Here is a 23,550-nt window from a genome sequence, read left to right as displayed (position 1 = left end):
AAAGGCGTATGCAATAAGCATGCCTATCATATTTTAGCATGCTTCATGAGCATCAATGCACACCACCACGTTTATGAGCGTGGCGAACAGGGATGGAAAACGGGACAAATCGCTCCGCCATCGGGCACAATACGGAGCATATCGGCAGGGCGGCAAAGGTGACAGCTTAAGGCACCATAACTCCCCGTCATGGTAACGGCTACGCCGCCCCGACACACTCATACGAAAGAACTAATCGGCCTCCCCATGGCCTTTCTTCGTTTGCGTGGCATTCCGACAACCGGTTCACACGCCCTCGCGGGCCTTCCGCAAGCGGGGTAGCACATCGCGCCGATGACGGCCTTGCCGGCGAGCCCGGCCCCGATTCGGACCACCCAGTGTGACCATGAACCGGTTCCTACTGGGCAACCGCCCCCCTATTGAGCAGGCCAACTTAGGCCATCCTATCCACTCGCCGGCGCCAGCCGGCCGGAGAACTTGCCTATGGATACCTTGCTGCGTACGCTGGCCGACAGTCAGCAGCATTCCCCGACGACTTTGCTGGCCACCCTGATCGACCTGATCCGGCCAGCCCATCCTTCCGACAGCGCACAGGCGATCAAGAACGTGCGCGCACTGAGCTACCTGCTGGAGCAGCGCCCCGACTACCGCGCCAACCTGCGGCGCTGCCTGCTGCGGCAACTGGGTGATACGCGCCAGATTCAGCTCTATACCGACGTCGGCATCTTGTCGAACGAGGGGTTCTTCTCGTCGATGAAGACCCGCATCGGCGAACGGCTGCTGCCGCCGCCGAAGAATCCCGGCTACCTGAAGGACGTGTTCAGCCAGCTGTTCCGTGACAAACGCGACTACCAGTGGGTGCAGGAGCTGCCGCAGGAGGTCTGTGGCGACCTGTGGCGTGCGCTGCACTGGGAGGAGGAAACCGACACCGACGCCCTCGCCCATACCCGCTGGCAACTGCTGGAGGCGGTGCAGGTGCTGTCCTCGCGCATCGTGGCGATCGGTCTGGAACCGGAGCTGGTGCGGGTACATCCGGACATCGAGCGCTTCGAGTCGCCATTCCTCCACCTGAACGCCGAGGTGTTCCGCTTCGTCGAGGGCCAGCGCCACGCCGCAATGGATCACAGCGAGGCTGACGAGGACGAGAAGCACATCCTGGTGCTCTTGGAGCAGTGCGAGGGCATCGTGCTGCGTATCCGCAAGAACGCCTCGCGCTACGGCATCTCGGTCGGCCTGACTTACCACCTGCAGCGACTGCGCCAGCACATCCACCGCCTGCGCCAGGTGTTGACGCTGCTGACGCCGGGCTACGACCCGGTGGCCGAGCCGACGCTGTTCCGGCTCACGGGCGAACTGGTGCGCGCCGACAATCGCCGCCACAAACTGTCCGACCTGTTCACGTCGAACATCGAGCTGTTGGCGCTGCAGGTGACCGAGCATGCCGGCCAGCGCGGCGAGCATTACATCGCCGAGAGCCGCAAGGAGTGGCTGGGCATGGCCAAGGCCGCGATGGGGGCCGGGCTGATCGTCGGCTTCATGGCGCTGATCAAGCTAACCCTGGCGCAGGCCCACCTGCCCTTGCTGGTAGAGGGGATGGCCTTCGGTCTGAACTATGCCTTCGGCTTCATGCTGATCCAGCTGCTGCACTTCACCATCGCCACCAAGCAACCGGCGATGACCGCGGCGCGCCTGGCCGCCGCCATCCATACCCCGAACGGCGGTAAGGCGCAGTTGAGCGAGCTGACGGAGCTGGTGGTGAGCGTGTTCCGCACGCAGTTCATCGCCATCGTCGGCAACGTGGCGATGGCGATCCCGGTGGCATGGGCGATCGCCGAGGGCTGGAAGCAGCTATTCGGCGCCCAGGCGGTGAGCGTGGCCAAGGCGCAGCATCTGTTGCACGACATCGACCCGCTGGCGAGCCTGTCGCTGTTCCATGCGGCGATTGCCGGGGTGTACTTGTTCCTGGCCGGGCTGATCGCCGGTTATTACGACAATATGGCGATCTACCGGCGCATCCCGGAGCGGCTGGCCGCCCTGCCCTGGCTCAACCGCCTGCTCGGCGAGCGCCGCACGCGCCGCGTCGCCGAGTACGTGGAGCACAACCTGGGAGCGCTGGCGGGGAACTTCTATTTTGGCCTGTTTCTCGGCCTGACCGGCACCATCGGCGTGCTGCTGGGGCTACCAATCGACATCCGCCACATCACCTTCGCGTCGGCCAACCTGGCGTTCGCGGCGGTCGGCCTCGACTACGTGATGAGCTGGCAGACGCTGGTATGGTCGGTGCTGGGCATCGGGCTGATCGGCCTCCTCAACCTGCTGGTGAGCTTCAACCTGGCGCTGTGGGTGGCGCTGCGCTCGCGCAAGCTGACGCTGCGCGACGCCCTGCCGCTGCTACCGGCGGTGGGGCGCCACTTCCTGCGCCGGCCACTGGACTTCTTCTGGCCGCCGCGCCGGCCAGCTGGCGAAGAGGAGGACATGGCCGAGGTGTTGGAAACGAGCCAGCGCTAAGCGGCTCCGGCATGAAAAAAGCGCTGCCCGCGAGCAGCGCTTTTTTCTTGCTTCGGAAATGAGTCAGCTTAGAGGCACTAACAAAACCCAGTGCAACGGTCTTGGCTAGGCGCGCGGACGTAGACAGTACATGTAGTACGGCAAGTCCGCGCAACAACGCCAAGAGGGTTTTGTTAGCGGCTCTTAAGCGCGCGGACGCACCAGCTGCCAGGCCCGGCCCAAATAGCCCACGGCGGCGAAGCCGCTCCACACGTGCACCAGACGGGTGAACGGGAAGATCACGAACAGGCTCATGCCCATGAACAGGTGGATCTTGAACACGATCGAGGCATTGGCGATGTAGCTGGCGGCGTCGCCCTGCAGGGTGACGATGTGCTGCGCCCAGGTCATCAGCAGCACCATTTCGTGACCGTCCATGTGCTGAGCGGAGACGGGAATGGTGGACAGGCCGAGGATCACGGTGGCCAGGATCCACAGCAGCACCAGCTTGTCGCGCCAGGTGGTGTTGGCGGCCAGGCGCTCGCTGCTGAGGCGGCGATGCAGCAGGATCAGCACACCGAGCAGGCACAGCGTGCCCATGATGCCGCCGGCGGTCATGGCGAAGCCCTGCTTGAAGCTATGGGAAACACCCAGCGCGTCCCACACCGCCACCGGGGTCAACAGGCCGACGCCGTGCCCCAGGAACAGGCCGATGATGCCGATGTGGAACAGGATGTTGCCGAGCCGCAGGCTGCCGCGGTGCAGGATCTGGCTCGATTCGCTCTTCCAGCTGTATTGCTCGCGGTCGAAGCGCACCAGGCTTCCCAACAGGAAGATCGACAGCGCGATGTACGGGTACACCCCGAACAGGATTTGATGCAAGGTATTCATGGCTTTCCTCCATTCCGCTTCGGCCAGCCTTGGCGGCCGGCCGAGAGCGGCAGGTGACAATCAGGCACGCGGCCGTTGCGGGTAGAAGTTGACCGGGGCGATCTGCGGACGCAGCGTCGGCGTGAGCAGGGGCTCGACACCGTCCACGCCGGGGCCGAAGGTTTCCAGCGCCTCGTCCATGTCACGCACCGGCGGCACCGTCAGTGGCTCGGGCGCCACCGGCGACAGCGCCACCACGGCATCGAGCACGCCGGCGTAGACGCTGCCGTGCTCGCGCAAGCGGTCGGCCACGTGGGCGACCACGTGCACGGCGTCGGACAGAAGCCGTGCGGCCTCGTCGGCGTCGGTCTGCGACAGGAACTCGAGGAACAGCGGCAGGTAGTCCGGCAGCTCGCTGCTGACCATCTCGTAGCCGTGCGCCTTGTACTCTTCCATCAGGTCGACCATGGCCTGGCCGCGCGCCCTGTCCTCACCGTGGATGTGCTCGAACAGGTGCAGCGAGTGCGACGGGTTGCGGTCGAACACCAGCACGTACTTCTCCTGCAGCGCGACCAGCTCGTCCGCTTCCAGCTCGGCCAGCAGCGGCGCCGTGTGGCCGGCCAAGTCGGCTTCGGCCAGCACCAAGCGGATTTCCGGCAGCGCGTCGAGCAGTTCCGGCTCCGGGTAGCTCAGCAGCGCCGACAGGGCCTTGAAGTGTTTCATCATGCTCTCCTTCACTTGCTGGCGTTGGCCTTGCGGTCGCGGCGTAGATCGTGGAACACGATCGGCGTGGCCTTTTTCTTGCCGAACAGGCTGTGCTCGGAGGTGCCGGTGGAGCAGCCGTTGCCGAAGCTGAAGCCGCAGCTCGCCTTGTCGTCGAAGGTGTTCTCGACCATTTCCTTGTGGCTGGACGGGATCACGAAACGGTCTTCGTAGTTGGCGATGGCCATCACGCGGTACATCTCTTCCACCTGCAGCGGCTTGAGGTGCGTGCCCTTCAGGGTGGCGGCATCGCTGACCTTGTCCACGCTCTTCTTGCGCATGTAGCGGCGCATGGCGACCATGGTTTCCAGAGCCTTGAGTACCGGCTCTTCCTTGCCCGCGGTGAGCAGGTTGGCGAGATAGCGGATCGGAATGCGCAGGTCTTTCACGTCCGGGATGATGCCGTTTTCGCCGATCAGGCCGTTTTCCAGCGCGGACTGGATCGGCGAGAGCGGCGGGATGTACCACACCATCGGCAGCGTGCGGTATTCCGGATGCAGCGGGAAGGCGACCTTCCACTCCATCGCCATCTTGTACACCGGCGATTTCTGCGCGGACTTGATCCAGGCGTCCGGAATGCCCTGCTTCTTGGCTTCCTTGATGACGTCCGGAGAGTTCGGATCGAGGAACACGCCCAGCTGCGCCTCGTACAGGCTCTTCGGGTCTTCCACGCTGGCGGCGGCTTCGATCTTGTCGGCGTCGTAGAGCAGCACGCCCAGATAGCGGATGCGGCCGACGCAGGTCTCGGAGCACACGGTCGGCTGACCGGCTTCGATACGCGGGTAGCAGAAGATGCACTTCTCGGCCTTGCCGGTGGTCCAGTTGTAATAGATCTTCTTGTACGGGCAGCCGGACACGCACATGCGCCAGCCGCGGCACTTGTCCTGGTCGATCAGCACGATGCCGTCGTCTTCACGCTTGTAGATGGAGCCGGACGGGCAGCTGGCGACGCAGGCCGGGTTCAGGCAGTGTTCGCACAGACGCGGCAGGTACATCATGAAGGTGTTCTCGAAGGCCGAGTACATCTCCTTCTGGATGCCTTCGAACAGCGCGTCCTTGGAGCGCTTGCTGAATTCGCCGCCGAGGTCGTCTTCCCAGTTCGGACCCCATTCGATCTTGTCCATCTTCTTGCCGGTCACCACCGACACCGGGCGGGCGGTCGGCGGGGTGATCATTTCCGGCGCGTTCTGCAGGTGCTCGTAGTCGTAGGTGAACGGCTCGTAGTACTCGTCGATGGACGGCAGGTTGGGGTTGGCGAAGATGTTGGACAGGATCTTCAGCCGGCTGCCCTGGCGCGGTTCCAGCTTGCCGTCGGAACGGCGCACCCAGCCGCCCTTCCACTTGTCCTGGTTTTCCCATTCCTTGGGGTAACCGATGCCGGGCTTGGTTTCGACGTTGTTGAACCAGGCGTACTCCACCCCGTCGCGGCTGGTCCAGACGTTCTTGCAGGTCACTGAACAGGTGTGGCAGCCGATACACTTGTCGAGGTTGAGCACCATGCCGATTTGGGCTCGGATTTTCATAGTCTTACTCCTAATGTCTCAGAAGGCTCGGGAGGGGCGGTGCCGCAGGCACCGCCGATGCGCTTACGCGCCTTCCGAGAGCGGCCGATCCATCCAGTCCACGTTCTTCATCTTGCGCACGATCACGAACTCGTCGCGGTTGGAACCCACCGTGCCGTAGTAGTTGAAGCCGTAGGACAGCTGGGCGTAGCCGCCGATCATGTGGGTCGGCTTGGTCACAGCGCGCGTCACCGAATTGTGGATACCGCCACGCTTGCCGGAGGTTTCCGCCCCCGGCACGTTCACGATCTTCTCCTGGGCGTGGTACATCAGGCTCATGCCTTCCGGCACGCGCTGCGATACCACGGCGCGGGCAGTCAGCGTGCCGTTGACGTTGAACACCTCGATCCAGTCGTTGTCGACGATGCCGGCCTTCTTGGCGTCCACTTCCGAAATCCACACGTGCGGGCCGCCACGCGACAAGGTCAGCATGCGCAGGTTGTCGGAATAGGTACTGTGGATGCCCCACTTCTGGTGCGGCGTGATCCAGTTCAGCACCACTTCCTTGTTGCCGTTGGACTTCTGGCCCAAGAGCGCGCCGGTGGTCTTCAGGTTGATGTGCGGGCGGTAGCTCGAGAAGCCCTCGCCGAAGGCGCGCATCCACATGTGATCCTGGTAGAACTGCTGGCGGCCGGTGATCGTTCTCCAGGGAATCAGCTCGTGCACGTTGGTGTAGCCGGCGTTGTAGCTGACCTCTTCGCTTTCCAGGCCGGACCAGGTCGGCGAGGAGATGATCTTGCGCGGCTGCGCCTGCACGTCGCGGAAGCGGATCTTGTCGTGCTCGCGCGGGATCGCCAGATGGGTGTGGTCGCGTCCGGTGATCTTGGACAGCGCATCCCAGGCCTTGACCGCGACGTGGCCGTTGGTTTCCGGTGCCAGCGTCAGGATCATTTCGGCGGCGTCGATCGCGGTGTCGAGCTTGGGCTGGCCCTTGGACACGCCCTCGTCGGTGACGACGTGGTTCAGGTGGCGCAATTCTTCCACCTCGTGGCCGGTCTTCCAGCCGATACCCTTGCCGCCGTTGCCGAGTTTTTCCAGCAGGGGGCCGATCGAGGTGAACTTCTTGTAGACGTCACCGTAGTTGCGCTCGACCACGGTCATGGTCGGCATGGTCTTGCCCGGCACCGGTTCGCACTCGCCCTTCTTCCAGTCGCGCGGGTCGAACGGCTGGCCCAGTTCGCCCGGGGTGTCGTGCATCAGCGGAGTCAGCACGAGGTCCTTGCGCGTGCCGATGTAGTCGCCGGCGAGTTCCGAGAACTTCTTGGCGAGGCCCTTGTAGATCTCCCAGTCGGACTTGCTCTGCCACAGCGGCTGCACGGCTTCCGACAGCGGGTGGATGAACGGGTGCATGTCGGACGTGTTGAGGTCATCCTTCTCGTAGAAGGTCGCGGTCGGCAGCACGATGTCGGCGTACAGGCAGGTGGTCGACATGCGGAAATCGAGCACCACCAGGAGGTCGAGTTTGCCCTCGACAGCCGGGCGCACCGTCACGTCCTTCGGCTTGATGCCGGTCTGCTCGTCGTCCATCAGCGCGTTCTGGGTGCCAAGCAGGTACTTGAGGAAGTACTCATGACCCTTGCCGGAGGACCCCAGGATGTTGGAGCGCCATACGAACATGTTGCGCGGGAAGTTGGCCGGGTTGTCCGGGTCGTGGCAGGACATGTCGAGCTGGCCGTTCCTGAGGCTGTCGACGGCGTGCTGGATCGGGTCCTTGCCCAGCGATTCGGCCTCGGCGGTAACGTCGAGCGGGTTCTTGGCAAGCTGCGGCGCGGACGGCAGCCAGCCCATGCGCTCGGCCTTGGCGTTGTAGTCGATCAGCGCCATCTCGGCCATCTTGCCGTCAGCGGTCGGCGCCAGGATTTCATTGGTGCCGAGCTTTTCGTGACGCCACTGGCTGGTATGGGCGTAGAAGAACGAGGTGCCGTTCATCTGGCGCGACGGGCGCACCCAGTCGCCGGCGAAGGCCAGCGGAGCCCAGCCGGTCTGCGGACGCAGTTTTTCCTGGCCAACGTAGTGGCACCAGCCGCCGCCGCTCTGACCGATACAGCCGCACATCATCAGCATGTTGATGATGCCGCGGTAGGTCATGTCCATGTGGTACCAGTGGTTCAGCGCGGCACCGACGATGACCATGGACTTGCCGTGGGTCTTGTCGGCGTTCTCGGCGAACTCGCGCGCCACCTGGATCACCATCTCCGGCTTCACGCCGGTGTGCTTCTGCTGCCAGGCCGGGGTATACGGCACGTCGTCCATGTAGGAGGTGGCCACGTTGCCGCCGCCCAGACCCCGGTCGACGCCGTAGTGCGCCATCATCAGGTCGAACACGGTGGCGACCAGCGCCTCGCTGCCGTCGGCCAGCTGCACCTTCTTGGCCGGCACGTTACGCTGCAAGAGTTCGTCGTGCTCGGAGCCGAAGTACGGGAAGCCGACGCTGACCACTTCGTCGCGGTTCTCGAGCAGCGACAGGCGCTGCTTGATCTCACGGCCGCTGTGGCCGTCCTTCTCTTCCAGGCTCCACTTGCCGGATTCGCCCCAGCGGAAGCCGATGGTGCCGGTCGGGGCGACGATGTTGCCGGTGTTGTCGTCGTAGACCAGGGTCTTCCATTCCGGGTTGTTGTCTTCGCCCAGGTTGTCGACCAGGTGCGAGGCGCGCAGGAAGTAGTCCGGCTCGTAGCCCTTGGCACCCTGCTTCAGCATGACCAGCATCGGCATGTCGGTGTACTGGCGCACGTAGTCGTTGAAGTAGGCCGACTTGCCGGTCTTGTGGTACTCGTTGAGGATGACGTGGCCCATGGCCATCGCCAGCGCGGCGTCGGTGCCCTGCTTGGGGGCCAGCCAGATGTCGCCAAACTTGGCCATCTCGCCGAAGTCGGACGACACCGCCACGGTCTTGGTGCCCTTGTAGCGCACTTCGGTGTAGAAGTGGGCGTCCGGGGTGCGGGTCATCGGGATGTTGGAACCCCACACCATCAGGTAGGAGGAGTTGTACCAGTCGGCCGACTCGGCCACGTCGGTCTGCTCGCCCCAGATCTGCGGGCTGGACGGCGGCAGGTCGCAGTACCAGTCGTAGAACGACAGCGGCACGCCACCGATCAGCGACAGGTAGCGGCTGCCGGCGGCGTAGGACACCATGGACATGGCCGGAATCGGCGAGAAGCCGATCACGCGGTCAGGACCGTAGTTCTTCACGGTGTAGGCGTTGGCCGCGGCGATGATCTCGTTGACCTCGTCCCAGTTGGAGCGTACGAAGCCGCCCAGGCCGCGCTTGGACTTGTACTGCTTGGCGGTTTCCGGGTTCTGGCTGATCTTTTCCCAGGCCTCGATCGGACCCAGGGTCTTGCGCGCCTCGCGCCACAGCTTCATCAGGCGGCCGCGCACCATCGGGTACTTCACGCGCTGGGCGGAGTAGACGTACCAGCTGTACGAGGCGCCGCGCGGACAGCCGCGCGGTTCGTGGTTGGGCAGATCCGGGCGGGTGCGCGGATAGTCGGTCTGCTGGGTTTCCCAAGTGATCAGACCGTTCTTCACGTAAACCTTCCAGCTGCACGAGCCGGTACAGTTGACACCATGGGTGGAGCGGACGATCTTGTCGTGCTGCCAGCGCTGGCGATACGCGTCCTCCCACTTGCGATCCTCGTTCACGACGGCACCGTGGCCGTCGGAGAAGGTGCTGCGGACCTTGCCGAGAAAATTCAGGCGGTCGAGAAAATGGCTCATCATGCCTCCAAACATTGGCCGCGCAAGACAGGCGCGGCTGACCCGTTGTCACACTGCAAAGCTTAGGGAAGCAGGGTCCAGCACGACATTCGCCAAAGGTTTGCCGAAGCTTGCGCATTGGCACTACCCCTTCCCCCTGCCGCCCGGCCATGCCGGCTACTCCCAAAGAACTAGGCGCCCATCCACCTCCCGCTGCAAAATGAAAAAAGCCCCGCACAGGGCGGGGCAAAGAGTCGACATGAAGGGCAAACGGTAGGCGCCGGGTCAGTGCGGCGCGGAGCCGGCCTCAGCAAGGAACTTCGGCGTTCTTGCGCGCGTAGTACCAGCCGTTGATCACGAGGCAGCTGACGTAGAAGGCGATGAAGGCGTACAGCGCGGCCTCGACGCCGCCGGTCAGCGCGATCGAGGTGCCATAGCTCTTCGGGATGAAGAAACCGCCGTAGGCGCCGATCGCCCCGGAGAAGCCCAGCACCGCCGCGGCCTCCTTGGTGGCGTTGACCACAGCCTGCTTCTGCGCTGCCTCGCTGCTGCCGGCCATGCGCTTGTGCAGGGTCAGGAAGATGGTCGGCACCTGCATGAAGGTCGAGCCATTGCCGATGCCGGTCAGCGCGAACAGGCACAGGAACATCGCGAAGAAGCCCTGGAAGCTGCCGCCCTGGCCGCCTTGCGGCAGGAACTGCAGCACACCGAACACCGCAGCCACCATCAGCGCGAACACCACCTGGGTCACCTTGGCGCCGCCGATCTTGTCGGCCAGCCAGCCGCCCACCGGGCGCGCCAGGGCGCCCACCAGCGGGCCCAGGAACACGTACTTGGTCGGATCGACATCCGGGAACTGGCCTTTCAGCAGCAGCGGGAAGCCGGCGGCGAACCCGATGAAGGAGCCGAAGGTGCCGATGTAGAGCCAGCACATCAGCCAGTTGTGCTTGCGCTTGAAGATCACCGCCTGATCGGCGAACGAGGCCTTGGCCGAGGCGATGTCGTTCATGCCGAACCAGGCCGCCAGCGTCGACAGCACGATGAACGGCACCCAGATGAAGCCGGCGTTCTGCAGCCACATCAGCTTGGTCTGGTCACCCTTGACCCAAGTCTGCGGCTCACCGCCCATGGCGCCGAACACGCCGGCGGTGATCACCAGCGGCACCACGAACTGCACCAGCGACACGCCGAGGTTGCCGAGGCCGGCGTTCAGCCCCAGCGCGGTACCCTTCTCCGCCTTCGGGAAGAAGAAGCTGATGTTGGCCATCGACGAGCTGAAGTTGCCGCCGCCGAAGCCGCACAGCAAAGCCAGGAACGCCATGGTGCCGTAGCTGGTGCTGGTATCCTGCACCGCGAAACCGATACCGATGGCCGGCAGCAGCAGCGTGGCGGTGGAGAAGGCGGTCCACTTGCGCCCGCCGAAGATCGGCACCATGAAGGAATAGAAGATGCGCAGCGTGGCGCCGGACAGCGCCGGCAGCGCCGCCAGCCAGAACAGCTGGTTCTGGGTGTAGTTGAAGCCGATGTTGGGCATGTTCAGCACCGCCACGCTCCACACCTGCCACATCACGAAGGCCAGCGTCAGCGCCGGGATCGAGATCCACAGATTGCGCCGGGCGACCGCCTTGCCCTCATCCTGCCAGAAAGCCGTATTTTCCGGCTCCCAGCGTGTCAGAACATAAGACGACGACGTCATGGTAAGAGTCCTCCAGGGAGAGGGCTCCAAGGGAGCCCTCCTTAGTAAAATTCGATGTCGGGGTATCAGGATTTAACGGTGGCCAGCTCGCCCGCCTCTTCGGCGCGGCGCACCGCCTTGAACGACCAATGCATCCAGATCAGGCTGACGCAAACGGTGCCGTAGAGCAGCATGAAGGAGCTGGAACGCACGCCGGTGAGATCGACCAGCGCGCCGAACATGATCGGCAGCAGGAAGCCGCCCAGGCCGCCGGCCAGGCCCACCACGCCGGATACCGCGCCGATGTTGTTCGGAAACTCTTCCGAGATGAACTTGAACACCGAGGCCTTGCCCACCGCCATGGCCACGCCGACCACGAACAGCAGCACGGTGAACCAGGTCGGGTTCAGGCGGATGTCGAACGACAGCGGACCGTTGACGGTGCTGATCACCAGCTGGGTCTGCGGGTAGGACAGCAGGAAGAACACCACCCAGCACACCCACATCACGCCCCAGGTCACCTTGAACGGGCCCCACTTGTCGCTGAACCAGCCGCCCAGGGCGCGCAGCACCCCGCCCGGCAGCGAGAAACAGGCGGCGAGGAAGGCGGCCTGCTTGATGTCGAAGCCGTACTCGCCGACGTAGTACTTGGTCATCCACAGCGCCAGCGCCACGTAGCCGCCGAACACCACCGAGTAGTACTGGCAGTAGCGCAGCACCGCCGGATTCTTCATCAGCTTGAGCTGCTCGCTGAACGACGTCTTGGACGACACCACGTGCTTGGCGTCGTGATGACTGAACAGCCAGAAGGCCAGTGCCGTCACCAGCATCACCACGGCGTACACCGTCGGCACCATCTTCCAGCCCCAAGCGGCAATGATCGACGGCGCCACCAGCTTGGTCAGCGCCGAGCCGGCGTTACCGGCGCCGAACACCCCCATCGCCAGGCCCTGCTGCTCCTTCTTGAACCAGCGCGCCACATATGGCGTGCCGACCGAGAACGAGCCGCCGGCCAGGCCGACGAACAGGCCGATGACGAGGAACTGCCAGTAGGCGTGGGCGAACTGCATCAGGTAGATCGGCACTACGGTGGCGAGCATCAGCACGAACAACACGATGCGGCCGCCGAAGCGGTCGGTCCAGATGCCCAGCGGCACACGGATCAGCGACCCCGTGAGTACTGGGGTGGCGGCGAGGATACCGAACTCGGTCTCGTTCAAACCGAGCTGCTGCTTGAGCGGAATGCCCAGCACCGCGAACATCATCCAGATCATGAAACAGACGGTGAACGACAACGTACTGGAAACGAGTACCGCGTATTGCTTATAGCTGTGTGATGCCATGGCTGGCCCCCTCGTATGAGCTGATTTCTCGCTATGAAAGGTACGCCTTGGCGGGGCCGGTTCCCATTCGCCTAACGTGGGCATTCGACAGGGGAAAAGAGCTAGGCGGGTCTACCCTGAATGCCAGCAGAGGCTAGTTCTTTCGGGGGAGACAGCGCTGGCTGGCCGTGCGACGGCCGGTGGCTGTCGCGCCGTCGGCGTGCCGAAACAGGAAGAACCCGGCCCAGGGGACAGGCAAAGCACGCCGCTAGCGGCGCGATGGTGGGCTGAACCGGTCCCTCGGTTTCGGGACCGATGGCGGACTAGCCCGCCACGCTGCCGAAATCGGCCAGCCGGTTCATATCGATCAGCGTGATCTCGCGGCCGTTGACGGAAACCAGGCCGGCGTCGGACAGCTGGTGCAGCACGCGCGAGAAGGTTTCCGGCGTCAAGTTGAGGCGCGAGGCGATCAGGTTCTTGTTGACCGGCAGCGTCACCACTCGGTTGGCCTGGCCGGGATGGTCCTCGCCCTGCAGCAGGTAGCCGATCACGCGCTGCAAGGCGTTTTCCACCGAATAGCGCTCGACGTCGCGCACCAGCCCGTGCAGGCGCATGCTGAGGCCGGCCAAGAGACGGTGGGCGAAGGCGGCATCGCGGGCGATGGCGGCGAAGATCGAGCGAGCCTCGACCTGCAGCAGCAGGCCGTCCTCGAGGAACTGCGCCATCACCGGGCACGGCTTGCCGAGGAACATCACCGCCTCGGCGAAGCTCTGCCCCGGATGGATGATCTCGATCACCTTCTCGGCGCCCTGCGCCGATGAGATCGACAGCTTGACCCGGCCATACACGACCAGGTACATGCCCTCGCACGGATCGCCCTTCTGGAAGATGATCTGGCCCTTCTGCCCGCGCACCTCGTGGGTGCACGGCACCAAGGCGGCGAGCTGGCTGTCCGACAACTCCTGAAACAGCGGCTGATGCCGCAAGAACGAACGGATATCGATCTGACTCATGGTCTGCTATTCCTGTGCGACGGGGGTGGGGTGGGCAGCGCAGGTAAAGCGCCAAGCAGTATTACCTTACCGGCTCGGCGCTGCCGGCACCATGAACCGGAAGTACCACCCCCGCCTCGTCCGAATGGCCTAGGCGGCCACCGCGTCAGTGGCTCGTACCCTCAGAGCGGTTCACCTTATTGAACACGTTGTACTTGCCGATCGGCTTCGCCATCGGCAGCGACTTCAGCTCGCGGAAGGTGACGGCATCAAGCACCACCAGCTCGCCCGGGTTTTCCATCACGCTCACCAGCGCATAGCGGCCGTCGCGGGTGAACTCCACGTGGGCGGTGGTCTTGCCGGGGCGCGGCGTCAGCGTCTTCACCACCTCCAGCGAGCGCTTGTCGATGATGGCCAGCGTGTCCTTCTTCGGCCCCATCATCGCGTCGACCCAGGCGTAAGGCGTGTTTTCGTGACTGCGCAGGAAGAAGCCCGGCCCCAGCGTCGGGATGTCCTTCACACGCTGCCAGCTGTCGAGGTCGATCACCGTCACCCGCCCGCTGGCGAGATTGGGCGTAGCCAGGTAGCGATGGCCATTGGTTTCGAAGGTAATGCCGGACCCTAGGTGCGGCATGCCGTCGAGCGGCAGTTCGGCCACCTTGCGCCGGATGTCGAGGTTGATCACCTGCGCCCTACCCTCGCGCGAGGCGCCGATGACGTGGCGGTAGGCCGGGTCGAAGAAGAAATCGTCCAGCACCAGTTCGAGCGGCGTCACGCGCGGCGCGAGAAAGCTGTCCACGGCCAGCCCCTCGCCCATCTTGTAATCGTGCACCAGGCCGGGATAGACCTTGGCGGCCTTCGGATCGTAGGAGATTTCCCACAGCTCCGGCACATCCTTCAGCGCCACGATGAAGCTCCGGCGCGGCGCCGCGTCGTACACCGCCGACACACGCGACACCTTGCCGGCCGCGTCGCGCACCGGCAGCGTCTTGACCGGCTTGAGACCGTTGGCGTCGAGCAGCACCAGCGTCTCCGGCAGCGTGTTGCCGGCCAGCACCCAGCGCCCATCGCCCGAGACCGCGACGTTGCGGGTGTTGAGCCCGACGCGGATCTCGGCCACGTTCTGCAAGGTGTAGAGATCGTATTGCGTCACCCAGCCGTCGCGGCTGGCGAAGTAGACGAAGCGGCCGTCCGGTGAGAACTTCGGCCCACCGTGCAGCGCGAAGCGGCTGGCGAAGCGGGCGATCGGCACCAGCTTGTCGCCATCCAGCACCGAGACATGGTGATCGCCCGCCTCCACCACCACGAACAGGTTGCGCGGGTCGGCGCGGTAGCGTGGCTTGGCCGGCAGGCTGGCCGGATCGGCGTAGACCACGCGCGAGGCGGCCATGTCGGCCTCGCTCCAGCGCGCCTGCTGCTCCGGCGGCGTCTTCAGGTATTGCGCCAGCGCCTGGATATCGGCATCGGCCAGACGCCCGGCGAAGGCCGGCATCTGCGTCGCGGCGCGGCCGTGGCGGATAGTGTCGAGGATTTCCGCCGGCTTGAGCCGCTCCAGGCTCTGCGGCAGCAGCGCCGGCGCCATTGCGCCCATGCGGTTGTCGCCGTGGCAGCTCTGGCACTGCTGCTGGTAGAGCGCGGCGGGATTCGCGGCGGCAAGGCCGGAGAGACCCAACGTCGCCAGCAGCGCAGCAAGGGACAGCGCCTTCATGCCTGAGCCTCCTTGTTACGGCGGCGCGGGTACGGCGTCAGCTCCGCCAGCGGATGCGCACCCTCGGCCACGCCGATCTCGGCGTCGCTCAGGTAGCAGGCCGGGTCGGCGGCCCAGAAATCGCCGGTCAGCTCCCAGGCGCGCACCCGGGTGTTGCCGTTGCAGATGGCAAGGTAGCGGCAGGCACCGCAACGCCCGGTGACCGGACGCGGGCGCTGCTTGAGGCCGGCCATCAGCGGGTGCGAGGTATCCGGCCAGATCGCCGAGAACGGCCGCTCCTTGACGTTACCGAGCCCGATCTTCCACCACATGGTGTCGGGGTGGACGTTGCCGAGATTGTCGATATTGGCGACGTTGACGCCGGAAGCGTTGCCACCCCACTGCTCCAGGCGCCGGCGCAGATCCGCCGCCGCTTCCGGGTGATGACGCTCGACCCAGTGCAGCAGGTAGACGCCGTCGGCATCGTTGTTGCCGGTGACGAAGTCCTTGGGCCGGCCAGCCTGGATGTGGCGCCAACAGGTCTCGATCAGCAGGTCCATGGCCCAGCGCGTGCGGGCGTGGCGCGCGTCGTCGGCGCGGTGCTTGTTGCCGCGCCCGGCGTAATTGAGATGAGAGAAATAGAACTTGTCGATGCCCTCGTCGTCGACCAACTGCAGCAGCGCCGGCAAATCGTCGGCGTTGTCCTCGGTCATGGTGTAGCGCACGCCGACCTTCATGCCGGCGTCGCGACACAAGCGCAGTGCGGCCAGCGAGAGCTCGTAGGCGCCGTCCAGGCGGCGGAAACGGTCATGCGTGGCGCGGATGCCGTCGAGACTGATGCCGACGTAGTCGAAACCCACGGCAGCGATGCGCCCGACATTGCCGCTATCGATCAGCGTGCCGTTGCTCGACAGCCCGACGTAGAAACCCAACTGCTTGGCGCGCTTGCCGATGTCGTAGATATCGGGCCGCATCAGCGGCTCGCCACCGGACAGGATCAGCACCGGCACGCCGAAAGCACGCAGATCCTCCATCACCGTGAACACCTCGGCGGTGGACAGCTCACCCGGAAAGGCGGTATTGGCCGATACCGAATAGCAATGCTTGCAGGTCAGGTTGCAGCGGCGGATCAGGTTCCAGATCACCACCGGGCCGCTGGGCGGGCGTGGTGGCGCCACCGGGGCGGGATGGGCGACGGACTGCAGGTAGGGGGTGAGGCGCAGCATGGGTGGCGGCTCCGTCAATGACATTGGCGTCATTTCACGGCATTGCGCCCTCTTCCGCATTGACCATGGTCAACCGCCGCCAGGGCAGCCGCCACCTCGTGCCGCCCGCTTGATCCGCATCGGTTTTTCACCACCCCACCATGGCGGGCGCTGCTCGACGGACTATTCCCCTCGGCCCGCCAGCGGCCTATCATCCCTACCCCGTCACCGTTCCATTACCCCGACCGATGCGCTACCTGATTGTCGTCACACTCCTGTGGGCCTTTTCCTTCAGCCTTATCGGCCAATACCTGGCCGGACAGGTCGACAGCGATTTCGCCGTGCTGCTGCGCGTGCTGATCGCCGCCGCCGTGTTCGCCCCCTTCACCCTGTGGCGCGGCCTGCCCGGCCGCCTCGTCGGCGGCTTCTGGCTCGCCGGCGCGCTGCAGTTCGGCATCACCTACCTGTGCCTGTACCGCAGCTTCAGCGTGCTGACGGTGCCGGAAGTGCTGCTGTTCACCGTGCTGACGCCGATCTACGTCACCCTGCTGGACGACGCCCTGGCTCGCCGCTTCAACCGGTGGGCGCTGCTCGCCGCCGCGGTGGCCGTGGGCGGCGGCGTCATCATCCGCTTCCAGCCTCTGCAGGGTGAGTACCTGGTGGGCTTCCTGCTGCTGCAGCTCGCCAACCTCACCTTCGCCGCCGGCCAGGTACTGTGCCGCCGTCTGCTGCAACAGCACCCCGTACCGCAGCCGCTCCACCGCTACTTCGGCCATTTCTTCCTCGGCGCTCTGGTGCTGGCACTGCCCTCCTTCCTGCTGTTCGGCGACGCCAGCCGCCTGCCGCACACGGCGCTGCAATGGGGCGTGCTGGCGTGGATGGGCCTGTTCGCCACGGCGCTGGGCATGTACTGGTGGGTGAAAGGCAGCGTGGAAGTCAGCGCCGGCACGCTGGCCATCCTGAACGAACTGCACGTGCCGGCCGGGCTGCTGGTCAACGTGCTGATCTGGAACCGTGACGCCGACCTGCCGCGCCTGGCGCTGGGCGGCGGGGTGATCCTCGCCTCGCTGTGGCTCAATCGGCGCGGGCGGCGTCCGCTGGTGGCTGTGGCGGCGGGTTGAGTGGACGCGGGTAAACCTCAACGCTCGCGTATCTCGACGCGGACGATTTCTCCATTGACATGGCTGAGGCGTGCGTAGGTACCGGCATGCAGCACGCCGCCATGCGCAATAGTCTGCTGGTAGGCGGGCGTCGCGTAAAAGTAGTTCACCTCGAACGTCTTGCCGCCAACGACAATCCGATCCCCGCTCGAATGGCCATGCGCGGGTTGCTCATGCAAGACGGTAACCGGCCCCTCAGAAACCTCGTAGCGCCCTGTTTCGTACGCCTCGACCAGATCGTCAATGCGCTGGAGCACCCGTGGGAAATCATGCATCGCCAGCCAGATAACTGCCCACACCATGGTGAACAAGGACGGAATCAGATGGCGCCATGGGAAGGCACCCGACCTGCGCCACTTGAACAGCAACGTCGCGATGGCCCCGATCAGCGCAACGGCACCGACCAGAAACCGAAACAACTCATCCGCCAGGAGGCCGTTACTCCATCGGGTGATCTCGAAGACCGTGACAAAGGCCGTCATCGCGGATAGGCATCTCCAAAGAGGTCGTGTGCGGCATTGACGCCGACGGTGGCTGCCAAGCTGAGCAAGGCCGGGCATCACCACAGCAAATATTCACCAATCCTAAACGCGAGACATCCCCTACCGCCAGTGTTGGGAGACGTGGAATGTCCCCTTCTGGCCACTTCCCTCTCCCAAACTGCCCACTCACCCGGCAAAAAGCCATAAGGTTGACGCCACAGCGAGCGTCGGCAACAATTCTGCTGTTGCAGTCAATCCTGCAACCGAGATTGGCGTCTCGAATGCACAGGCGGACAGCCGCCACGCGCGGCATTTTTCATGTCCGTTACACACCATTGGTGCGTCCTCTGTCAAGCGACACGAGGATTTGACCCCCTGGCGACATCTGGAATTGACCCCCAGGGTTAATCAACTAGTTGATGTAATCGGTTCGGCCGTCGCCTTCTGCAGCAGGCCGCTCCGTCGTTTGTCGCGTAGCCGGTAACTATCTCCCCGGATCGTGACCACCTGGCTGTGATGCAGCAGCCGATCCAGGATGGCCGTTGCCGCCACTGCGTCACCAAACACTTGGCCCCATTCCCCCACCGGGCGGTTGCTGGTGATCAGTAGGCTTGCCCGCTCATAGCGCCGCGAGACCAGCTGGAAGAACAGGTGCGCTGCCGCCGGCTCCAGCGGCAGGTAGCCCAATTCATCGACGATCAGCAGCTTGGGTTTCGATAGCTGCAACAGCTTCTCCTCCAAGCGCCCATCGGCATGCGCCTTCGTCAGTCAGCCATCAGAGACGCAGCAGAACTGAACAGCACCGTGTAACCCCGCTCTACCGCCTCACGCCCGAGTGCTACCGCCAAATGCGTCTTGCCGACTCCGGGCGGTCCCAGCAGCAACAACGCTTGACCGTGGCCAATCCAGCGCCCGGTGGCCAAATCCCGGACCTGGCCGGGATCAATCGACGGCTGCGCATCGAAGTCGAAGCCCTCCAGCGTGCGTACACAGGGGAATCGAGCCAGCTTCATCCCCATCTGGATGCGTCGCGTATCGCGCCGGGCCACCTCTCGCTCGGCCAGGAACAGCAGCGCTTCGCGCAGTGTCATTTGGGCACGGCTCGCTTCGTCCAGCAGGCTATCCAGCTGATCCCGGATCGCCGTCAAGTGCAGCCGGGTCAACAGTTCTTCCAGTCGGTCGGGTTCGATCATCACCAGCCCCCTCCGACCAATTCCTCATACTCTGCCAGCGGGCGCAGCAAAGCGCCGCCGTGTGGCGGGACCGGCTCGGATAGCGGCGGCACGACCCCAAGCAGATGGGCGCGGTCAATTTGCCGTCCGCGACTGCCGGCCAACTCGGCGTGATGCGCTACTTCCTGGCCGGCGTAATGGACCGTCACCGTGCCTGCTCGTACAGCGACCGTGACCATCTCGCCGATCAGCCGCCAGGGCACGCTGTAGGCATTAGTATCGAGCTCGACACAGCCTTCGGCATTGACGCGACGGATCAGCTCCCGCACTTGCAGGAACGGCACTATGCCGGCAACAGGACGCAGATGCGGACGTTCGCCGTCGAACCGCTCCTTGGGCGCCATGCCGGTCGTCCCGTGGATGCGGGTATCGGCCACCTCCCGCTGCCAGCGGGTCAAGTGAGCCTCCAATGCGGCCCAGCTCTCGAATGTGTAACCGGCGATAGCATTCTTCTTCACATAGCCAACGCCGTTCTCGGTCTTGCCCTTGGTGCGCGCACGGAACGGCGCGCAGGCCTTCACGCGCACATCCCAATGCCGGCAGAACGCCTCGAAGCGGCTGTTGAAGCGGACCTGCCGGGTCTGCATGTCGTGCTCGACCACGAGGGCCTTGGCGTTATCGATCAGCAGAGTCTGCACCCGTCCACCGAAGTGCTCGAACGCCGCTTCGATACCGCCAAACCAAGCACTCTGCCGTTCGTGACGGAATGGGCAAACAAAGCCACGGCGCGAGTAGCCAAGCGTCGCCACGAACAGGTACACACGCACCAGTTCGCCACCGATCTGGATGCGCACTTGGCCGAAGTCGATCTGCATCTGCTCGCCAGGAGCAGTCTCGAACCGGATCGTCGCTCGCCGGCTGGCTTCAAGCTCCTGCCGATATGGCCGGCAGGCGCGTTCAACGGTGCGCAGGCTGGTGGCAATACCGTGTTCCTTAGCCAGTAGCTGACGCACCACGTCGCAGTTGCCCTTGTGCGTTAGAAACTGCTCACGTAGCCAGGCCTCGTGCCCGGTGAGCACGCCGCTGCGTTGCGGCTGCTGGTATGGCACCGGGCCGCCGGCACGCAAATAGTGCCGCACGGTATTTCGGGCGATTCCCAGCGTCTTGGCAATCCGCTTCGCCCCCCAGCCGGATTGCCCCAGTCGAACGATTGCCGTTACTGCTTCCGGCTCCAACATCTCCCGTACTCCACAAACCTCACGGGGTACAGGATGACTCGCTGAATACTGCGTTTCCAACGACTGCCTCCTTGCAAACAAGGGGGTCAGTTCTTCGTGTCGCTAGGGGGTCAATTTACGATGTCGCCTGACATCCTCTGTATGGCGGGCCGTGGTGGGAGAGCCTTCGGGCTCGCCGGTTCCCTGTGCGCCGGTACGCCAATCCTGCCATGCGCCTGCCACCCCCGATTGGCGTCGGGAAGCAGGTTTAACCAGCACAGGAGGCCACCATGCCTAAATCCCATTTCCGCGCCCTGCTGCACCTGTTTCCTACTGCTACCAACCCGTTTTGGTTAACCTCTGGGGAGGTCACAGCATGAGCCCCGCGACACCCTCCCCCGCCCCGGATAGCGGCACACTCGCCGTCGCCCACTTGCAAGGCACTCTGCAGCAGTTACGCCAGTTGTGCAGCACCACCCAAGATCTAGCTACGATCGATAAACTGCTGGCAGGACTGGAAGCCAGCAGCCACGACATCGACACCATCCTCTGCGCCGGTCTGCAGGAATTGCATGCCGTCCACGAGGGCCTGAGTACCGCGCTGATACTGCTCGATCATGCCGGCGAAACAGTCCTGCCCGGCCAAGGCTTGTGCAGCTTGCTGCAGCCGCTGAATCAGCGCTTCAAGCAGGCGCTGATGCGGGTGAATGATCTGATTTGAAATCGGTTGGCTGGATTGAAAACGCCGCCTTCCACTGATGGGGGGGCGGCGCTTTTGCTGATAAGGGCGTATGCGGCTTGTTAGTCCAGCAGTTGAACATCCGGAAGGTTGAGCAGCACTTGCTCGACGCTCGGCTGTGATTCCAGGACGTCGATCACACACTGCAAGGGCTCTGCCCAGATTTCAGGCAGGTCCCGCTCCATGGGTCCGCGGATAGGAAAAGCCAAGGCCTCGATGGGTGGGGAGAACACAGCGTTGACTCCCGGCTTGTTGCCTCGGGCATCGATGCGATACCACCCATATTGCTCGAGATACACGGCATTCAGGCCATGCAGGCAGTAGGGCGCGCCCTCCTCGCCTACGGACAGCCGCTGGTAGCAAAGGCCCGTGGGAACGTTGTTGGCACGCAGCAGTGCGGCCAGCAAATGGCTCTTGGCATAGCAATACCCGGTGCCGTGCTGGAGCACATCGGAGGCTTTGCAGGTCACCGGGTTGAGCATGAAATCAACACTATGCTTGATTTCGTCCCTGACGAACTCGAAGCAGCGTTTGACCAGTTCCAGTTGCGACGAGACACCCTCGTGGGGTAGCCTGATTCCCGCGGACAGTTCCGATTGTTACCATTGACAATCGGGAGTGTGAAATGAAGACCAGAAAGACATATCCAGTAGAGTTCCGTTCTGAGGCGGTAAAGCTGGTACTTGAGCAAGGGCTCAGCCTTGAAGGGGCGGCCAGGCGGCTGGGTATCCCCAAGGGTACATTGGCTAACTGGGTTGTAGCGGCGAGGTCTGGCGGTGACCAACCGGCGCCGGGGGCGCGCAGTGTCACGGAGCTGGAAGCAGAGAACGCCAAGCTGCGCAAGGAGTTGGCAGAGGCACGCCTGGAGCGAGACGTCATAAAAAAAGCTGCAGCGTACTTTGCTCAGGCATCACTGCCCGGTACGCGTGGATAGAAGAGCACCGAAACCTATTCCCGGTGGTGGTGGCCTGCCGGGTTCTAGCGGTGTCCCGTGCTGGGTACTATGGCTGGCGTGGACGTTCTCCATCTGAGCGAGAACAAGAGGACGAGCGGCTGAAAGTGGCGATCCGGGCGGCACATGCCAAAACACGGGAAACCTATGGCGTACGCCGTTTGCAGCCAGAACTGGCGGCGATGGGCTTTGAGGCCGGGCGTGATCGCATCGACCGTTTACGACGCCAGATAGGCATCCGGTGCCGGCAGAAGCGCAAGTTCAAGGCGACCACCAATTCGGCCCACTCGTTGCCGGTCGCGGAGAATGTCTTGGGTCAGGTGTTCGAGCCGACCCGCCCGAATCAGGTCTGGACGGGTGATATAACGTACATCCCGACGGACGAGGGCTGGCTGTACCTAGCGGCACTGAAGGATGTGTTTAGCTGCGAGATCGTTGGCTATGCGATGGGCGCGCGGATGACGACCGAACTGGTCAGCAAGGCGCTGTTCCGGGCGGTCCAGCACCAGCGGCCGCCGGCCGGCTTGATCCACCATACGGATCGTGGCAGCCAATACTGCGCCAAGGCCTACGGGGATTTGCTGACGCAGTTCAGGATGCATAGCTCGATGTCACGCAAGGGGAACTGTTTCGACAATGCGCCGATAGAGAGCTTCTGGGGAACGTTGAAGAACGAGCTCGTCCACCATCGCCGTTACGCAACGCGGGCGGAGGCGGAGGCATCGATCAGGGAGTACATCGAAATCTTCTATAACCGCCAACGCCGTCACTCGCGGCTTGGCTACTTGGCGCCGGCTGAATTTACCCGGAAGTACTGGAATTCAGCCAAGGCCGCTTGAATCGGAGCTGTCCGCTCTTGCCAGGACACCCCATCGGCCAGTTCGGCGGCTTTGGCCGAGACAATGGGATGGTCGAAGTCGATGTACTTGCTTGCAGCGAGATATGGGTTCATGTCTGGAGCTAACTTGGAAGATTATCGGACGAAGGCAAATACAGCTTACCGAAACCCGGTGGGTCACTCTACTGGATTTGATTGTTAGGATTCAGGTGTTTTTCCATCGTGAAATTAATTAGAGCCACACCCTTTCTTTGCATTTCGTTTTGCTTGACTACAGAGAATCCACGATTCTCAAAAAACGGCTTAGCGACGAATGATGCCTCAACGTATAAGCGATCGATCTTTCTGGCTTTAGCTTGTTCCTGCAAATGCTCATACAAGGCGGATGCCACGCCCTTCCCCTGGAATTCTGGATGCGTGTACATGCAGTCGATATGGCCATCCAAGTCCAGCTCTATAAAACCAACGACTCGATTATCCTTTATCGCCAAAAGCGGCCTTTTTTGGCTTAATCGCTGCGCCCAATACTCATAGTCTGGCGGCGTCGGTGCCCAAGCTTCTTTTTGCTCAGGCGTATATACCGATAGATCGATTGCGTGCACAGACCGATGAAATAAATCGGCAATCTCAATAGCCCTATCAGGGGTATATAGTTCGATTTTCATAATTCCCCCAACCCAAAGTAGGCGTCCCAAAAACCCGTAGCCGACTTGCACACAGCTCGTAGGGCGC

At 63.5% G+C, this 23,550-nt stretch carries 19 protein-coding genes; 4 read left to right on the top strand and 15 right to left on the bottom strand.

The genetic code is table 11. The annotated features are described in order from the left end of the window. Positions 1 to 483: 483 nt before the first annotated feature. Positions 484 to 2,508: a site-specific recombinase gene (locus tag PSEMAI1_RS0106790; RefSeq protein WP_024302141.1), complete on the top strand. Its 2,025-nt coding sequence runs from the start codon at positions 484 to 486 to the stop codon at positions 2,506 to 2,508. A gap of 183 nt (positions 2,509 to 2,691) precedes the next feature. Here PSEMAI1_RS0106790 and narI read toward each other — a convergent pair whose 3' ends face one another. The 9 genes from narI to nirJ form a co-directional block, all read right to left on the bottom strand. Then, a complete protein-coding gene (gene narI / locus PSEMAI1_RS0106785; RefSeq protein WP_024302140.1) occupies positions 2,692 to 3,378 on the bottom strand; it encodes a respiratory nitrate reductase subunit gamma in 687 nt (228 codons plus the stop codon). Between the two features lie 60 nt (positions 3,379 to 3,438). Next, on the bottom strand, positions 3,439 to 4,080 hold the full coding sequence (gene narJ, locus PSEMAI1_RS0106780; RefSeq protein ID WP_024302139.1) for a nitrate reductase molybdenum cofactor assembly chaperone: 642 nt from the start codon (positions 4,078 to 4,080) through the stop codon (positions 3,439 to 3,441). A gap of 11 nt (positions 4,081 to 4,091) precedes the next feature. After that, complete coding sequence (narH, locus tag PSEMAI1_RS0106775) at positions 4,092 to 5,642, bottom strand: nitrate reductase subunit beta (protein WP_024302138.1); 1,551 nt, start codon at positions 5,640 to 5,642, stop codon at positions 4,092 to 4,094. A gap of 63 nt (positions 5,643 to 5,705) precedes the next feature. Further along, complete coding sequence (locus PSEMAI1_RS0106770; RefSeq protein WP_024302137.1) at positions 5,706 to 9,398, bottom strand: nitrate reductase subunit alpha; 3,693 nt, start codon at positions 9,396 to 9,398, stop codon at positions 5,706 to 5,708. Between the two features lie 286 nt (positions 9,399 to 9,684). Further along, positions 9,685 to 11,073: a NarK family nitrate/nitrite MFS transporter gene (locus tag PSEMAI1_RS0106765; protein ID WP_024302136.1), complete on the bottom strand. Its 1,389-nt coding sequence runs from the start codon at positions 11,071 to 11,073 to the stop codon at positions 9,685 to 9,687. A gap of 65 nt (positions 11,074 to 11,138) precedes the next feature. Beyond that, positions 11,139 to 12,395 carry a nitrate/nitrite transporter gene (locus tag PSEMAI1_RS0106760; RefSeq protein ID WP_024302135.1) on the bottom strand — a complete coding sequence of 419 codons (1,257 nt, stop codon included), beginning with the start codon at positions 12,393 to 12,395 and terminating at the stop codon, positions 11,139 to 11,141. Between the two features lie 302 nt (positions 12,396 to 12,697). Then, a complete protein-coding gene (locus PSEMAI1_RS0106755; RefSeq protein ID WP_024302134.1) occupies positions 12,698 to 13,387 on the bottom strand; it encodes a Crp/Fnr family transcriptional regulator in 690 nt (229 codons plus the stop codon). 145 nt (positions 13,388 to 13,532) lie between these two features. Beyond that, positions 13,533 to 15,074: a nitrite reductase gene (locus PSEMAI1_RS0106750; RefSeq protein ID WP_024302133.1), complete on the bottom strand. Its 1,542-nt coding sequence runs from the start codon at positions 15,072 to 15,074 to the stop codon at positions 13,533 to 13,535. Further along, positions 15,071 to 16,279 carry a heme d1 biosynthesis radical SAM protein NirJ gene (nirJ, locus tag PSEMAI1_RS0106745; protein ID WP_024302132.1) on the bottom strand — a complete coding sequence of 403 codons (1,209 nt, stop codon included), beginning with the start codon at positions 16,277 to 16,279 and terminating at the stop codon, positions 15,071 to 15,073. The genes PSEMAI1_RS0106750 and nirJ overlap by 4 nt, the downstream gene beginning before the upstream one ends. Positions 16,280 to 16,506: 227 nt before the next feature. Here nirJ and PSEMAI1_RS0106740 point away from each other — a divergent pair, with 227 nt between their 5' ends. Then, the gene (locus PSEMAI1_RS0106740; RefSeq protein ID WP_024302131.1) at positions 16,507 to 17,379 is read left to right on the top strand and encodes a DMT family transporter; all 873 of its coding nucleotides are present in this window, start codon (positions 16,507 to 16,509) and stop codon (positions 17,377 to 17,379) included. Between the two features lie 17 nt (positions 17,380 to 17,396). Here PSEMAI1_RS0106740 and PSEMAI1_RS0106735 read toward each other — a convergent pair whose 3' ends face one another. From PSEMAI1_RS0106735 to istA, 4 genes are all read right to left on the bottom strand, one after another. After that, the gene (locus tag PSEMAI1_RS0106735) at positions 17,397 to 17,900 is read right to left on the bottom strand and encodes a hypothetical protein (protein WP_024302130.1); all 504 of its coding nucleotides are present in this window, start codon (positions 17,898 to 17,900) and stop codon (positions 17,397 to 17,399) included. A 408-nt stretch (positions 17,901 to 18,308) separates the two neighbouring features. Further along, the gene (locus PSEMAI1_RS22400; protein ID WP_304412733.1) at positions 18,309 to 18,626 is read right to left on the bottom strand and encodes an ATP-binding protein; all 318 of its coding nucleotides are present in this window, start codon (positions 18,624 to 18,626) and stop codon (positions 18,309 to 18,311) included. A 38-nt stretch (positions 18,627 to 18,664) separates the two neighbouring features. Continuing rightward, positions 18,665 to 19,093: an ATP-binding protein gene (locus PSEMAI1_RS22395; RefSeq protein ID WP_304412732.1), complete on the bottom strand. Its 429-nt coding sequence runs from the start codon at positions 19,091 to 19,093 to the stop codon at positions 18,665 to 18,667. Further along, the gene (gene istA, locus PSEMAI1_RS0106725; RefSeq protein ID WP_029770402.1) at positions 19,093 to 20,310 is read right to left on the bottom strand and encodes an IS21 family transposase; all 1,218 of its coding nucleotides are present in this window, start codon (positions 20,308 to 20,310) and stop codon (positions 19,093 to 19,095) included. Before istA ends, PSEMAI1_RS22395 begins: the two co-directional genes overlap by 1 nt. 355 nt (positions 20,311 to 20,665) lie before the next feature. On the opposite strand from istA, the gene PSEMAI1_RS0106720 reads away from it, so the two are divergent. Further along, the gene (locus PSEMAI1_RS0106720) at positions 20,666 to 21,010 is read left to right on the top strand and encodes a DUF1484 family protein (protein ID WP_084612641.1); all 345 of its coding nucleotides are present in this window, start codon (positions 20,666 to 20,668) and stop codon (positions 21,008 to 21,010) included. 80 nt (positions 21,011 to 21,090) lie between these two features. Here PSEMAI1_RS0106720 and PSEMAI1_RS0106715 read toward each other — a convergent pair whose 3' ends face one another. Further along, positions 21,091 to 21,606, bottom strand: coding sequence for a transglutaminase family protein (locus PSEMAI1_RS0106715; RefSeq protein WP_255327063.1), 516 nt, complete (start codon positions 21,604 to 21,606; stop codon positions 21,091 to 21,093). A gap of 47 nt (positions 21,607 to 21,653) precedes the next feature. Here PSEMAI1_RS0106715 and PSEMAI1_RS21155 point away from each other — a divergent pair. Next, a protein-coding gene (locus tag PSEMAI1_RS21155) for an IS3 family transposase (RefSeq protein WP_156943097.1) occupies positions 21,654 to 22,819 on the top strand; the annotation gives its coding sequence in 2 pieces (ribosomal slippage) (positions 21,654 to 21,918 and positions 21,918 to 22,819; 1,167 coding nt in all). Between the two features lie 181 nt (positions 22,820 to 23,000). On the opposite strand, the gene PSEMAI1_RS0106700 is transcribed toward PSEMAI1_RS21155, so the two are convergent. Next, positions 23,001 to 23,483, bottom strand: a complete 483-nt coding sequence (locus PSEMAI1_RS0106700; protein ID WP_024302126.1) for a GNAT family N-acetyltransferase — start codon at positions 23,481 to 23,483, stop codon at positions 23,001 to 23,003. Positions 23,484 to 23,550 lie beyond the last annotated feature (67 nt).

This window comes from Pseudogulbenkiania sp. MAI-1 (assembly GCF_000527175.1).
Classification (GTDB): Bacteria; Pseudomonadota; Gammaproteobacteria; order Burkholderiales; family Chromobacteriaceae; genus Pseudogulbenkiania.
This window is presented reverse-complemented; position numbering and strand designations above follow the sequence as displayed.

Bases quoted from the DNA above. Each gene is read 5' to 3' on its own strand.
- PSEMAI1_RS0106735 (WP_024302130.1), bottom strand. From the start codon at position 17,900: ATGACGGCCTTTGTCACGGTCTTCGAGATCACCCGATGGAGTAACGGC.
- PSEMAI1_RS0106760 (WP_024302135.1), bottom strand. From the start codon at position 12,395: ATGGCATCACACAGCTATAAGCAATACGCGGTACTCGTTTCCAGTACG.
- PSEMAI1_RS0106765 (WP_024302136.1), bottom strand. From the start codon at position 11,073: ATGACGTCGTCGTCTTATGTTCTGACACGCTGGGAGCCGGAAAATACG.
- narI (WP_024302140.1), bottom strand. From the start codon at position 3,378: ATGAATACCTTGCATCAAATCCTGTTCGGGGTGTACCCGTACATCGCG.
- PSEMAI1_RS22395 (WP_304412732.1), bottom strand. From the start codon at position 19,093: ATGATCGAACCCGACCGACTGGAAGAACTGTTGACCCGGCTGCACTTG.
- PSEMAI1_RS0106790 (WP_024302141.1), top strand. From the start codon at position 484: ATGGATACCTTGCTGCGTACGCTGGCCGACAGTCAGCAGCATTCCCCG.
- PSEMAI1_RS0106740 (WP_024302131.1), top strand. From the start codon at position 16,507: ATGCGCTACCTGATTGTCGTCACACTCCTGTGGGCCTTTTCCTTCAGC.
- PSEMAI1_RS0106750 (WP_024302133.1), bottom strand. From the start codon at position 15,074: ATGAAGGCGCTGTCCCTTGCTGCGCTGCTGGCGACGTTGGGTCTCTCC.
- narJ (WP_024302139.1), bottom strand. From the start codon at position 4,080: ATGAAACACTTCAAGGCCCTGTCGGCGCTGCTGAGCTACCCGGAGCCG.
- PSEMAI1_RS0106720 (WP_084612641.1), top strand. From the start codon at position 20,666: ATGAGCCCCGCGACACCCTCCCCCGCCCCGGATAGCGGCACACTCGCC.
- PSEMAI1_RS0106770 (WP_024302137.1), bottom strand. From the start codon at position 9,398: ATGAGCCATTTTCTCGACCGCCTGAATTTTCTCGGCAAGGTCCGCAGC.
- PSEMAI1_RS0106755 (WP_024302134.1), bottom strand. From the start codon at position 13,387: ATGAGTCAGATCGATATCCGTTCGTTCTTGCGGCATCAGCCGCTGTTT.
- nirJ (WP_024302132.1), bottom strand. From the start codon at position 16,279: ATGCTGCGCCTCACCCCCTACCTGCAGTCCGTCGCCCATCCCGCCCCG.
- narH (WP_024302138.1), bottom strand. From the start codon at position 5,642: ATGAAAATCCGAGCCCAAATCGGCATGGTGCTCAACCTCGACAAGTGT.
- PSEMAI1_RS0106700 (WP_024302126.1), bottom strand. From the start codon at position 23,483: ATGAAAATCGAACTATATACCCCTGATAGGGCTATTGAGATTGCCGAT.
- istA (WP_029770402.1), bottom strand. From the start codon at position 20,310: ATGTTGGAGCCGGAAGCAGTAACGGCAATCGTTCGACTGGGGCAATCC.